General features: G+C 33.7%; 9 protein-coding genes. 3 read left to right on the plus strand and 6 right to left on the minus strand.

Annotation, left to right across the window (positions count from 1 at the left end; all coding sequences use genetic code 11):
- Window positions 1-24: 24 nt before the first annotated feature.
- Window positions 25-1,359, minus strand: coding sequence for a DUF3108 domain-containing protein (locus tag FJOH_RS16515; protein WP_235023022.1), 1,335 nt, complete (start codon window positions 1,357-1,359; stop codon window positions 25-27).
- 268 nt (window positions 1,360-1,627) lie between these two features.
- The gene (locus FJOH_RS16520) at window positions 1,628-4,900 is read right to left on the minus strand and encodes an AsmA family protein (protein ID WP_012025171.1); all 3,273 of its coding nucleotides are present in this window, start codon (window positions 4,898-4,900) and stop codon (window positions 1,628-1,630) included.
- Between the two features lie 388 nt (window positions 4,901-5,288).
- Between FJOH_RS16520 and FJOH_RS16525 the strand changes: the two genes are divergently transcribed.
- The 3 genes from FJOH_RS16525 to FJOH_RS16535 all read left to right on the plus strand — a co-directional run bounded on the left by FJOH_RS16525 (window position 5,289) and on the right by FJOH_RS16535 (window position 8,278).
- On the plus strand, window positions 5,289-6,077 hold the full coding sequence (locus FJOH_RS16525) for a polysaccharide lyase (protein WP_012025172.1): 789 nt from the start codon (window positions 5,289-5,291) through the stop codon (window positions 6,075-6,077).
- A 156-nt stretch (window positions 6,078-6,233) separates the two neighbouring features.
- Window positions 6,234-7,640 (plus strand): alkaline phosphatase, encoded by a 1,407-nt coding sequence (locus FJOH_RS16530; RefSeq protein ID WP_012025173.1) that lies wholly within the window; start codon window positions 6,234-6,236, stop codon window positions 7,638-7,640.
- A 182-nt stretch (window positions 7,641-7,822) separates the two neighbouring features.
- Window positions 7,823-8,278, plus strand: coding sequence for a VOC family protein (locus FJOH_RS16535; RefSeq protein WP_012025174.1), 456 nt, complete (start codon window positions 7,823-7,825; stop codon window positions 8,276-8,278).
- Window positions 8,279-8,293: 15 nt separating this feature from the next.
- Here the strand turns inward: FJOH_RS16535 and FJOH_RS16540 are convergent, their stop codons facing one another.
- The 4 genes from FJOH_RS16540 to FJOH_RS16555 all read right to left on the minus strand — a co-directional run bounded on the left by FJOH_RS16540 (window position 8,294) and on the right by FJOH_RS16555 (window position 14,568).
- Window positions 8,294-9,724, minus strand: a complete 1,431-nt coding sequence (locus FJOH_RS16540; protein ID WP_012025175.1) for an AcvB/VirJ family lysyl-phosphatidylglycerol hydrolase — start codon at window positions 9,722-9,724, stop codon at window positions 8,294-8,296.
- 48 nt (window positions 9,725-9,772) lie between these two features.
- On the minus strand, window positions 9,773-12,400 hold the full coding sequence (gene mprF / locus FJOH_RS16545) for a bifunctional lysylphosphatidylglycerol flippase/synthetase MprF (RefSeq protein ID WP_012025176.1): 2,628 nt from the start codon (window positions 12,398-12,400) through the stop codon (window positions 9,773-9,775).
- Window positions 12,401-12,659: 259 nt separating this feature from the next.
- Window positions 12,660-13,664, minus strand: a complete 1,005-nt coding sequence (locus FJOH_RS16550) for a VOC family protein (protein WP_012025177.1) — start codon at window positions 13,662-13,664, stop codon at window positions 12,660-12,662.
- A 46-nt stretch (window positions 13,665-13,710) separates the two neighbouring features.
- Window positions 13,711-14,568 carry an SDR family oxidoreductase gene (locus FJOH_RS16555; RefSeq protein WP_012025178.1) on the minus strand — a complete coding sequence of 286 codons (858 nt, stop codon included), beginning with the start codon at window positions 14,566-14,568 and terminating at the stop codon, window positions 13,711-13,713.
- Window positions 14,569-14,662 lie beyond the last annotated feature (94 nt).

Here is a 14,662-nt window from a genome sequence, read left to right on the forward strand (position 1 = left end):
ATAATGACACGGCTTCGCTTTTTATTATATTTCTTTTAAATTCACTTCCTTTTTTTCTCCGTCTTTATCAATCGTTACACGCTTTTCAATATTGGCTTTATCAGTATAAGATTGTCTTGCTGTTCCGTAATTTGTTGTAGAACCCTGATAGCCAAAATAATTATAATAATTAGTATAACCAGATACGTATGAATAATTATAAGAATTAGAAAAATCGAAGCTTACCATAACAACGTAAGTACCCGGCATAAGATCAGCAAACTCAAAATGTCCTTCATCATCATAAACTTTGGCTTTTTTAATAGAGTATCCAAAATCGCTGTTTAAAGGAACTTCCGGCATTTTTTTCTGCTTACGAATTTTTTTATTCACTTCCAGCCACTCTTCATAATAAGCAGAACTTGGAAAAAGTGTAATCTCTGTACCTCTTGGAGCATACTGTTTTTTGGCAGTATTAACTAAACCGCCCAATCTCTTACCTGAGTCTGATCGTGCATAGGCTGTACCAATAATTACACTATTACCACTGCTAATCTGACGTGCAGCATCTTCTTTATTAAATTTGTTTTTAATAGGCTGATAGTCTAACTCTTCGTTAACTGTAATTTCCCACATTCCGTTAGCCATAGACATTTCGCGCTGCCACAGGCGACGGTCTTTTTTGTCAATGATATAATTGTAAAAAGCACCAGTGCTTTCTTCTAAAACGGATACAATCCATGTTTCATGTTTACCGGTTCTTGGAGAATTGTAAACATAACTTTTTACCTCTTTAATGGTATAATATTCAACAAGTACATTTGACTCATCATTATAATAAAACTGTGGAAAACGGGCTTTATATCCTACATCTAGCGGTAATGTTCCTATTAAGTGATCAGTCCAGTTAAAATCAAAATATTCTACCTTAGGATTAAGTTTTAGTTTTTTATCTTTTTTGGTTTTCTTCGAATAGAAATTACCTGTAATAGTTTCACCAAAATTAAGATTTAGTTTTGCGTTCTTCGTTTCGTCAGTATAGCTGATGGCTTTAAGCGTTTGAGCATCTGCAGTACTTATACGTGTGGTTGGTTTTCCATTGTCTTTTGGAGTAAAAGTATTGTTTAAAGTCAATTGGTTATTAGCAGCAACAATATCATAAGTCAATGCGCCCATATTTTTCCATTCTGTACCTTTAACATAATATACGGTATAAAGCGACTTTTCTGGTTTAATATACTTCGTATTAATATCCTTATTGCCGGGAGCTATTTCTTTTTGGCTGAATGCAGTAAATGGCAGCACAATAAGTGCTAGAACGAGTGCATATAATTTCATATTTCTAATACTATAATGGGGAAACAAATTGGTTTTTATCATTTTGGAATACTTTGTATTTATTATGTCTTCATAAGGAAGATTAACAACTAATACATGAAAAAGCTTTAAAAACGATTTCATTACCAGAATAGCTGTCTGAAATGTTAACTTCCTTTAGAATTTATTTGGTTAGTCGCAAATTTAATGACGTAAAACACAAAAAACAATACCTGATATCATGGTACTTTGCTATCAAAAAAACAGCTTTTTAGAATCGAAAACTCATTAAATAGTAATCAATTAATACCTGAAAGTTATTCAGAAAAGATTATTTAATTGTATCTCTTTTTCTTGAATTTGAAGAAGAATGGCCTAAAGAATCTCTTTCTCTTGATCGTCGACGTTCTTCGGGCTTTAAATTTTTAAGTTCACTTTCTTCAGAAAAAGTTGTGTCTTCTTTAAATTTTCCAGTAGAAATTTCGAAATCGTCTGCTGTACCCGTAATTTTCATCGGAATATTGATAAGACCCATTGGCGGTAAACCTAACCTGAAACCAACATTTATTTTACCATCCATCGTAACCTGACCTTCCAGCTTTCCTCTAAAACCAGCCATTTTCATAGTTGTAGGCGTAATGGTCATTACATTGTTTTTTATGACAGAATGTATTGCAATTTTATTAAATGAAGCCTTTTCTAAGTCGGCGGCATCCGCTTTTTTGGCTACATGATTTAAAAGCTTAAAGTTTTTAAATTTAATATCTTCAAGAGTCAGTGTTCCTTCACCGTCAATAGATTTAAAATCAATATTCATATTTTGGTCAATACTTCCGCCAAGCTGATAATCAACAGATACCAGACCATAAGCATCTTTAGCCATACTGACTAATTCAGCAAAAATTGGAATTTCTGCGTAAGCACGCTGAATATCAAAATTGCTGGCTTTAAAATTTGCATTGTATTTAGCTAAAAGGCGATGCTGGGCTTTATAATCACCAGTCATCTCTATTTTGGTTCCCGCCATATTAAAAGCGGCCTGATTGACCTGAACTTTTCGGTCATTAACCGTCAGGATTCCATTAAAATCATTAATCTTATAAGTATCAAATTGAAGATTATTAACTTTTGCCGTAATTTTCAAATCGGCAGTACTTGGAATTCTTATAACGTAATTTTTATTTTTAGCACCAGTATTTTTGACAGCTGTATTTATAGACGCAGAATCTGTTTTCTGCAATGCTTCCTCCTCTGCTTTTTGATCTGTATATTTAGCAATCATGTCAAAAAACTCGTTTGCATTAATATGATTACTAGAAAGTTCAATATCGGCCTTAAGCTTTTCATTAGATTGGCGCAAATACTTTCGGTTAAAAAGGTATCGCAAAACATTATGAATGTAACCGTTTAATACAATATCAGATTTGCCGTATGCAGCATTAAAATCTTCAAATCGCATTTTATCTTTAAAAAACTTAAATGTTCCTTTAGAAATTTGAAAGGTTTCCGGAAACATGGCGCTCTTGATTACTACGTTTTTAGCTTCAAGCTTTCCGCCATTTTTGATATTGTCGTAATTTTTGGCATCTAAATCTTTTTTAGAACCTTTAGCGATAAGATTGGTCTGAATTATTCCTGAAATAGTGACATCTTTAATTGGGAATATCTGAGTTAATTTACCAACATCTAAAGTTCCCTGAGTTTTGATATTATAAACTAAATCATAAAGATTATTAACTTCTCCCTGCACTTTAAAAGGTGATCCTGCCAGAACAAATTCGGCTGGCTGTAATTTTACATTTAAGTCTTCTCCTGTGCCTTTATTACTGGTTAAAGCAGCACTTACATTTATATTTTCAATAGGAATATTAGGAAACTTAAGCGATCTTAAATATCCGTTTTTAATATTTACTATTGTTTTTGATGATGGATATTTTTTCTGCTTACGGTTTAAAATTCCGTGCATGCTTACTTTTAAATTTAAATCACCTTTTACTTCCAGACTGTCTAAAGGATAAAATTTATGTATCGCAGCTAAATCAATTTTTGATTCTAATTCTGTATCTACTGTAAACGGATATAATTTATGAAGTTCAAAACGTCCGCGGACAAAATTGTCAAGGGCTTCAACATTCAAATTGGTTATTTTCCCCGTAATGTTTCGTAAAATACTGTCTTTAGCCGTTAAGCTTAGATTTAGACTTACATTTTTTACAGCGTCTATTTTTTTGATATTTTTTAAATACCCATTTTTTAAGCTTACGTTTAGCTGAAATTTAGGAATACTTTTAATGATTGTGTCTATTTTATTTAAGCGCTGGCTGAAACCTAAATCGCGCAAAAATATTCCATCGGCTTTTAAGTCAAGAGCAATATTACCGCGAATATCATTTTGGTTGAGATTTAAGGCTTCTTTAAATTTAGCGGCATCTAAATCAGCTTTTACGGCAGTTTTAATTTTTAGCTTTTTAAACCCTTCTGAATGAAAACTGGCTGTTGTTTTCTTTTTATCCAGATTAAAAGACAGGTTGTCTAAATCAAATTTTAATTTATTAATGTCTAAATCTCTAACCTGCGCTTTGGCCGAAATATTAATATCTTTTAGCGGTTCTTTAATTTTTTTATACGCAATGGTACCGTTATTAATTTGCAAATCTGCTGAAACAACTGGTTTTTCTGATTGATCCTGCATGTATTTACCTCGTGCAAAAATTCTAAAATCAATATTACCGGTAATTGTCATTTGTTCACGCCATTGGTCGTAAGCCGGAGGCACAAGTGACAGCATTTCTTCTAATGTAGAATTTTTAGACTGCATGCGTAAATCAAAGTCATACCCGCCTTTTATAAAGGCAAAATGACCATTAAACGAGAACGGAAAATTTTTAATGCGAATAACATTTCTCTCAAACTTAAACTTAAGCGCCTTTGCATCTATATACGTGACAATTTCAGCATTTATTGGTTTGCTGCGTACATAATCAACTCCATTTAAGCTAAAATCGAATGTTTTTATTTTTACATTAGAATTAAGATCAAAAATATCAGCACTTAAATCTCCTGTTCCTTTATAGTTAAGATCCTGAACTTTAAATTTTAAAAGCGCACTTTTATCATTGTAAGATATATTGGTTTTGTTTACCACAACCTTTTTAATTTTAAATTCGGTTTGGGTGGTATCAGAAGATTTAGAGGGTTTTATAATATTAAAATTTGCATTTCCTTTAGGATCTATTTCCAGGTTTAAATCTGCATCATCTAAATAAACAGCATCCAAAATAATTTTACCTTTTAATAAACTGTAAAAATTAACTCCAACAGCAGCTGTTTCGGCCTTTACAATATTTGAAGAAGTAAATTGAACTTTTTTGTTGACTATATTGACATTTTTGGCATATACAATTAATGCAGGGAAATGTTTAAAAACAGAAAGTCCAATTTCATCAAAACGCACTTCTGCATTCAGGTTTTCATTAGCGATACTTTCTATTTTATCTGTTATTTCATCTTTAAAAATATAGGGAACAATTGTCAGGACTAATATTAAAAGTAAAAATAGTGCTGCAAAAACAATTGCAGCTTTTTTTAAAAACTTCTTAATCATTATTTGGGGTGTATCTGTTAAAAATTTAAAAATAGAGATTTAATGATAAAGGATAAATATTGGCTATAATATTAACTCAAATATAACAATTCTCAATTACTACCAGCTGAATAAAGCTCGTTATGCAGCCTAAAAAAATCGTTTAAATGCAGGGATTGGATTTTTATGTACGTAAAAACGGACTTTATTACTCCTTATGTAAATTATTATTAATCAATTTTACATCATCAAATTAATCGCAATAAAAACGTACAAAAATAACATAGCTGTCTGCGGTTAGATATCCATAATATAATTTTTGAAAATTAGAAAACGCTCTCTTTTTCAACACGATAATAACCACAATTTATTAACTATTAATTATTTACTAACCTTTAAAATTAAAACAATGAAAAGAATCTTCAAATTAGCAAGTATGCTGTTTATTACAGCTTTAGTGTTTAACTCCTGCGAAAAGGAACAAGATCCAGATGCGTCACAAGCTCTAAACAAAGAAATTGCTGAAGCTGTAAAGGATGAAGCTCCAATTGTGAACAACGTATCTGAAAACGCTTCTACGGCAAAAGGCAGTACCGGTGCCAGAACTATTACTTTGCAAACCAACACATTATCGTGTCCGGGCGGTTTATGTACATCGTACGGCGTTTGGTCAACAGGCGTTTACACGGTTTGGTTTACAATGAAATTTAATAATGGATTTTATTGGAGCCGAGGCGGTAAATGCGGCTACGGTATATTAATTGGTGACCAGAATACGGGAGGCGATCCGGGATGGGATGGTAATGGCGGAAGTGCCAGATTTATGTGGTACTGCCCTAATGGATCAAACAGCGCCAAAGGAAGCGGGGCTTATTTACAGCCTTATGTTTATTACAAAGATCAGCCGGGACAATATGGTAACGATTTTGGAAAAAAATACTACATTCAGGAAGGAGTTACATACAACTGCCAAATATCTGTTAAGTTAAATACAGGATCAAATACAGACGGATATGTTAAGTATTATGTCAATGGTACTGAAATCTTAAATGAAAAAATCCGCTGGGTGACTAACGATGCTAAGCGAAATGTTAATGCAGTAAGTCTTCACACTTTTAGAGGCGGCAGCCAGGAATACTGGAAAGCTCCTGTAACAAGTTCTATTTACTATCCTAGCGCATCTTGGGACGCTTTGTAAATTATAATATATTTAATTCTAAATGCCCGTTTCTTAAAGGAACGGGCATTTTTATTATAAAATCATTCTAATAAAAAAATGACAATTAATTAACGCAACTATGTTTCATTAATTCCAAATTAAAAACTAAATTGCTGAAAATTTAAATGAAGCAAAATGAACAGACGCAGATTTCTTAAAGGCTCAACTTTATTAAGCGGATTGGCGGTTATGAGCCCAACGGTTATCTTTTCAAATGATTTGGAATCCATTTCAAAGAAAAATAAAAAAGCCAAAAATATTATATTTCTAATCAGTGACGGAATGAGCACTGGAACTCTGCAAATGGCGAATTTATATTCGCAGAATATTTTAAATAAAAATGGAAACTGGATGAATCTTTATGCAGAAAATAAAGTTTCCAGAGCCTTAATGGATACAGCTTCTGCAAGCTCGGCAGTAACTGATTCTGCTGCGGCAAGTTCTTCTTTTGGAGGCGGATATCGTGTTAGAAATGGTGTTTTAAATGTTGGACCAAATGGCGAAAAATACCTTCCAATCTGGCAGAAATTCAAAAATGCAGGGAAAAAAGCCGGCTGTGTTACCACAGTTACTATTACACATGCAACTCCGGCGGGATTCTGCGTGAACTCTGACAGCAGAAATGCTGAAAACGAAATTGCAGAAATGTATGCTGGTTTAGGATTAGACGTTCTGATGGGCGGCGGAGATGAATTTTTTAATCCTGATAAAAGATCAGATAAAAAAGATATTTATAAAATCTATCAGGAAAAAGGGTATAAAGTAGTAAAAGATAAAACTGAACTGGGAAATTTGAAAAAAGGCGCAAAAACTCTTGGAGTATTTTCTACAGGCGCATTGCCCTATTCTATTGACAGAACCAATATTCCGGAATTACAGCATACACCAACGCTTGCCGAAATGAGCAAAGCTGCTATTGACCAAATGAAAGATCACAAAGATGGTTTTGTTTTACTTATAGAAGGCGGAAAAGTAGACTGGGCAGCACATGCAAATGATATTGCAGCACTAATACACGATCAGCTGGCATTTGATGAAGCTGTAAAAACGGCCATTGATTTTGCTGAAAAAGATACAGAAACGCTTGTTATTATAACTACTGACCACGGTAATGCCAATCCGGGGCTTATTTATGGCACAGATGCAACAAAAAAATTCAACAGCATTGCCGATTATAAATACACTAATGAATACATTTTGAATGCTATTCACAGTAATTTTAATTTACAGCAGATAAAAGACTGGATTTACCAGACCAACAAAATAAGCTTAAGCGATCAGGAAGCACAGCATTTACTTGATTTTTATTCTGGTTTGGAAAAAATGGAAGACGGATTGTACAATTACAAAAAACTACCTTTTAAAGCTTACTCAGAAATACAAAAAAAGCATAATAACATTGGATGGATCAGTATGGATCATTCTGGTGATTATGTAGAGTTAGCTGCTTTTGGTCCCGGAAGTGAACTTTTAAAACCTTTCGTAAAAAACACCGATATGCATTATTTAATGCTCGAAGCCGCAATGCAGGATAAATTATAAAATATTAATTTCGAGATATAAAAACAAACAGCCGGACAAGTTTTACGGCTGTTTTTTTGTTTATGAAAAACACAAAAGATCTTTTTTTGTTTAATAACCTTATCCAAAATTGTATTTTAGCTTTTATTTCTAACTAAAATGACAATTTATAATGTCATTGAATCTATACTAAACAGCAGATAATGGAACTTAAATTCAGCCACATCGATATCTTGGTTAAAGACCTTCAAACCGCTTGTGATTATTACCAAAAAACTTTGAATGCCCAAATTTCAAAGACATTTACATGGATGAGAGATGATCTGCATGTTGTGTATGCTGTTGTAAAAATGAATACGGAGCATTTTATGCTGGTGCAGCCTTTTTCCGGAAACCTTAAAAATCTGCTGGATACCAAAGGAGAAGGCACAATTTATAGACACTGCTACTCTACTCCTGATATTGAAAAAGCTTTTGACGAATTAGCTGCAAATGGTGTTCAGCCTGAAGATGAAAATGGAAATCTCATTTTAAGAGAAAATCTAAATTCTCCAAGCGGCATACGCATTATCTGGCTTCCAAAACGTTTTGGAGAATTTTCAATTGAAATACTAGAAGAACAAGGTTTAAAAGAATTTATGCACGAGGCTTTTCAGTAAAAAACAGCATTGTTTTTACTTCATTTCTTTTATAATGCTTTCAGTAACTTTAGCATAATCATTATTATAGTGATGTGAGCCTGGTATTTGTATTGTTTTTATATCCGATTCTGCAAAACGCTTACGGGTTTCAGGATCTTCTTCGGTTCCAAAAAAGCAAACAGGATTATAGGCTTTAATTTTCTTAATTTCAGAAATCACATCGTAGTTATCTTTTGAACTTCCCAGACTCAGCATATCGGCAATATGAATTTCAAAATCGGCTTTTACATCTGGCGATAAGGAATACACACCTTTTAATTTTTCTTTTAAAGGTTCAGGGAAATTAGCAGCCGCAAATGGAACAACAGAAGCTCCAAACGAATAACCGGCAAGTATAAACGTCTTTTTATTCCATTGTTGTAAATAATGTTCTACAGCTTTAGAAATTGCCGCAGAAGTTTCTAAAGGCGTTTTGGCATTCCAAAAATATTTCTGAGCATCGAGTCCTATTACAGAAATCCCTTTCTCTGCCAAGGCTTCACCAACTGACTGGTCAAAACTTGTCCATCCGCCGTCGCCAGAAATTAAAAAAGCAATAGGCAGATTTTCATCTTTATTTTTTGCAGGAATTAAAGTTAAAGGCATTTCAAACGGAAGCGGCGCCAGGTTCTGCTCTTTCAATAAAGGATTTTGTTCTGCTTTTTGTCTGGCGTAATTAGGTGTATTTAGAATTTCTTTGTAAGCCTCAATAAACTGTGGCAGCCAGTTTTTGGTAACAGAAAAACCATGCCCTACTTTTGAAAGTGTAATTAATTTTCCTTCTTTCAGCCCGTCCATATATTTTTTAGTATCTGCATAATTACAAACCTGATCTGTTGCGCCCTGCAAAACGATAAAAGGTGCAGTTAGTTTTTCTGTTTTATCAAGATAATACGCTTTTCCTTCTTTTAAAACATGAGAAGTCAATCCGGAACCATCACATAAAGTTCGGTCAGTTTCTATGTCAGGACAAAATCCTAAAGCCACCGCACCGCTGAACGTATTGGCTGGAGCCTGTGCCAGCATGCCGTATACAAGAGTTGCTCCGGAAGAATATCCAATTAAAACTGGTTTAAAATATTGTTTCAGCTTTAATTTCTTTTGCAAAATAAGACTCAATTCTTCAAAATCTCCTGCCGGATAATAGCATTTGTTTTTTTCTTTTTTAATAGCTTTAAAATAATGCTGAATATCAATACCTGCAACCAAACCGCCCTGATCTACTATGTTTTTAGCCATTTCGACAACGCCGCTGTTCCATCCTCCATCACCGGAAATAAACAAAACAACAGCATTTGGATCTGTTTTAGGTTTATAAAGAGTTACTTTTCCAAATGCTCCCACACGAATAGTGTCTTGTGCAGCAGCAAAAACAACTGTGCTGCAAATAAAAATCGACAAGATTAATATTATCTTTTTATTCATCTTACTTGGTTTTAAGTATTGAACAATTAAATGCTGTTATTTTAAAAATTATGGTTTGACTACTTTGTTTAAAACCAAAGGAGCCTGCAGTAAATCATAATCATGAGAATACACTAAATATTTATTATACCATACGGGAGAGAATTTTTCTTTGTAATCTCTTAATCCTTTGTAATGTGAGAAATATTTAATTCGTTCGTAGGCAAACTTCATTGATTTTTCGGGAAAAGTATTTGCTTCTTCAATGCCGCTCATAGCTGCTAATCCTAAATTTACAGCAGTACATTCCTGAGATTTTAAATACGTAAATAACTCTATCAAAATAAAATCTATGATTCCGTTTGGTGCATCATCAGTTTTGCGAATTAAGTCGTATGTTCCTTCGTTTTTGACATAATCCGGAATTACGTTTAAAAAAGCGACAATTTTTTCTTCGGGATTTTCAACCGTAATAATGGTCTGGTTTTTTAATTCTTCCCATTCAAATCTGCCTTGCGAAAAAACAAGCTCACTTCTTTCTGTACTTTTAAGCCATTCATCACTCACCGCTTTTATTTTTTGCAGCAGTCCGTCTTTTATTGGTGCAGTATAAACGGTGGTTTTAAATCCTTTTTCTTTCACTTTGTTTATGGCGTTACGCAGTGTTTTTTTGGCACTTCCTTCTAAAGTAAATGCTGCTAAGTCAACAACACCCTCCTGCCCTATAAACAAACTTTTCTTTTGCAGAGAAGTAAATACATCCAGATTTTCTTCGGGAACACGATAATAAATACTTCTTAATCCGTTGTTATAACAGTATTTATCAAATTCTATAATACATTCCTTCATTTCAGCAGCAGATTCTGCAACCGGATTTTCTAATACTACAGCAAAATTATCGGCTGTACGATAGGCTAAAAATGCTTTTCGGTTTTGAGTAATAAAAATAGTTTTGTCGTCGTAGGTTTTAAAATAATCTAAAGCAGAAGCTCCGTATTGTTCTAAAATAGAATTTGCGGTCATGAAGTCATCTTCAACCGCTTCTTTTTTAATTGTATACGGACGAACTAAAGCATAAACCAAAAATCCTAAAGATAAAAACCCGCAGATGTTTATAGAAAGTAAAAAACGTTTGGCGAAACGATCTAAAGGAACTAAATCTGAGCTTCCCATTAAAAAGTAATTCTGCAGCCCGTATTTTATAGATTGAAGCCAGTCAAAATCAATATTAAAGTGTTTTTTATCCAGAAAATAAAACCCTAAAATACTGTAGATTAAAACAGCTGCAATGCTTATTAAAACCGTTTTTAAACCTATGCTCTGTAAATGTGCATTGCTTTTTATGTAATATTCTTTTCTTGTTACGATTAGACTAACCAAAACCATAAGAGCAATTAAAGCCTCTTCATAATCGATTGCTTTTGTTATGTTTCCCACAACAGAAATACTTGTCAGTAAAATAGCAGACCACCAGGCGGTTCGTAATCCTTTGAGCAGAAAAGCAGCATTAACAAGCATGAATAATCCGGCGGTTATTACAAAATAATTGGATACTTTGATAGCCGAGATTGGTATTATATTTTCTAAAACATGCAGACGTTCAGAGATTGCGGGTGTTAAAACCGAAATGATATTAATTAATCCTAAAACAAAAAGAAGGAATGACGGTACTATACGCATTAACAGCTTATTGGCACTAAATATAAAAAGCGATGCTCCGGCAAGAAGCGGAATCCAAAATTCAAAAAAACGATATAAAAAAGTAATGGCTATAGCATTAACGTTTGTAAAACCAAACTGTATCAAGATAAAACTCATCGATATTTCTATAGCGCCCAAGCCGCGTAGAAAAGGCGAAACAATCAGGAAAATAACAGAAATAATATAGCCCATTATCGCTGCAGTTAAAGACGGTGTAAATCCCAGAGCAACCATAGCTACATACAAATGCGATATTCCAACAAACTCAATCAGCACCGAATAAAAAACAACCTGCAGAAATTTACTTTTTATAATTCTGTTGTTTCTTAAGTCCTCCATAAATACTTCTGCAGATGGAAAAAACTTAATGATAAATCTGTAGATGGATCCTTTCTTTAAAACAGAATCATAAATGAAATACAGTATAAGACTTAATCCTGCAACGGCCCCAAATGCATACCATTCTCCTGATCCGGTGGTTCCTTCAAAAAGTGAATACAACAAAGCCGGAATTGCCACTATTATTACAGACAGAATTCCAACGAAACCGTATACAATTGACGCAAAATGAATTTGAGTGGGTTTAACACCCTTCTTTTCGATAGGTTTCGTAAAAAAAGCTAAGGAAGAAATTCCTCCTGCCGGAAGAAAAACGCTTATAAAATTTCGTTTCAGAAACAAAATCACAGCATCTTTAAAAGAAATTTTACTTTGTACAGCCTTAAATGATGCATAATACATGAATGCCTGAAGCAGTATATAAACAGCAGCGAGTATAACACCGCATAAAACCCAGAAACTGCCGGCATTTGCAATTACATTTTTTACTTCTTTTAATTCTGAATTTTCGTGTTTGATAAACCAAATTCCAATTCCGATAAAAAAAATAGTAAAAATAAATTGTCTGATAATTTTATCATTTTCGCGAAGAAAAGAAATGCCTTTTCTTTCTTTAAAAAAAACAAGAAACCGATTCGAAATGGCTTGTACCTTCATATAAATACTAATAAAATAAGCGAATGAAAATCAAATCTTAAGGTATATAAATGTACGATAATTATTGCATCGGTTTCTTCTTTTTACAAAATATTAAGAGCTTTTACAAAAGTGTGCCAGCCGCGAATGGTATCAATAAAACGTTCACAGCTCTACAGAGATACAATAGGTTTTAACAGAGGCGCGTCCTGATTTAAAGTTAAAAAGCCAGACGATATGTACGCTGGCTTTTTAAAACTGATAAAATTGAATGGGTCAATTATTTCTGATCTACAAAAACGTATAATTTCTGTACTTTTCCGTTTTCAATTACAAACAAATCCATACCGCTTACAACAGCTGGTTTTTCTTTTGAACCAAACTGCCAGTACAATCGAACAATGTTATGATTTGTCTCTACTGATTTTGCAGTAAACCTGAAATCCGGATTTTTAGTTTGAAGTTCTACAATAAACTTACTGATATTTTCAATTCCTTCTGCAATAAAATGACGGTCGACCATTTCAACATTAACCGCATACACTTGATTTAATAGAGCTTTGCGTTTTGTTTCGTCTTTTTCATTCCAAATTTTAAGATGATTTTCTACTATTGCCGTGTTCTTTTTAGAATCGAAATCGTCTGGAGAAACTTTTTTCACTGACACATTTTTTGGCGACCATAATATAGTTTTAGGATGTGATTTTTCATATCCTTTTCCGTTTGGATATGAAACCAGTTCCATTTTAGACCCCCAAGGTGTTTCAAAATAAACCCAGGTTTCTCCTGCTGTATCTCCAGAAGGCATTGTAAAAGGTTCTCCTATTATTTTTACGTCTTTACTTTTTAAATACTGCACTGCGGCATTAATATCATTTACATAAAAAGCAATATGCGATGCTCCAATATCATCTGTATTAGGATGCGTTTTACTTCCTTTGTTATCTGCATATTCAAACACTTCGATGCTTGCTCCGTTTCCTGCATTGATCATTTTTATGGTAACAGCACCAGTATTAGGATTAATATGATTTAATTTTTTCCAGTCGGCATCAAGCGGAATTGGTCCTAATTGTGTTACGGGCGTAAAACTAAGTACATCGTTAAAAAATGTAACGGCTTTATTGAGATCCGGCACATTAATGCCCACGTGATCGATACCAACGATTCCTGCACTAGTTTGTGCGGCTGTTTTTTCTGAAGCTGAAAAAAGCAGTATTAAATTAAGTATTGCAGCTGCTGAAGTCTGTACTTTTTTATTTGATTTTTTATGAATTGTTTTCATGATTATTTATATGTGTTGTAATTATTAAATGTGTTTAAAAGGAAAATTAATTAGTGTAAGCAGCTACCCATTTTGCTTTAATAGCAGCACGGGCTTCTATAAATTCTTTATCAGTTCCCTGAGCAATGGCATCAAGCGGAAAACGAAGCGGTCTCTCTCCTTTTTTCATGCTTACCAACTCCAGAATACCATCGGCAATAGTCTGCGGATTCATATCGAACTGTGCCATTTTGCCAAATAATGCTGTGCCCAATGCGTTGAATTTTTCTGTTGCAGCTTCGCCGTATTGTTCTATAATTTCTGTTTTATCAGCATAAATACCCGCTTTCGATCCGTTATTCATTTCTGTTGGATAAACTCCAGGCTGGATGCTTACATTTTCAATTCCGTAATCAGCAAGTTCATCTTGCAATCCTTCTGTAAAACTTTCTACTACAAGTTTTGATGCGATATACGGAACCATAAAAGGAAGTGTGTGTCCGCTTGCTCCGGTTGTAATATTAATGACAAGTCCGTTTCTTTCTTTTCTCATAGAAGGAAGCACCGCCTGATACATACGAAGCACGCTGTAAACGTTTACATCGAACATTTTGCGAACCTGATCGATTGAGTAGCCTTCAAGCAGACCAAAACCGCTTACTGCTGCATTGTTTATCAATACATCAATTTTGCCGTATTTAGTGATTACTTTTTCGATGGCTTTGTTAACTGATGCATCATCAGTAACATCGATATCTACTACTTCAATGTTTTCTACTGCTCCCAGTTCTTTTGCGGCTGCGGCATTTTTATCATTTGTGTTGCGCATTCCTGCAATTACTGAATGACCAGCGTTTGCTAATGTTAAAGCTGTTAATTTTCCAAAGCCTGTACTTGTTCCTGTAATGAAAATTGTTTTTGACATGATTTCTAATTTTTAAATGTTTATAATGTTTGTTTCTTTTGAACATTACAAAGTTGCGACGAATGCAAAACCTGTACATTGATTAGAAATAAGT

The organism is Flavobacterium johnsoniae UW101 (assembly GCF_000016645.1).
GTDB classification, from domain to species: Bacteria; Bacteroidota; Bacteroidia; order Flavobacteriales; family Flavobacteriaceae; genus Flavobacterium; species Flavobacterium johnsoniae.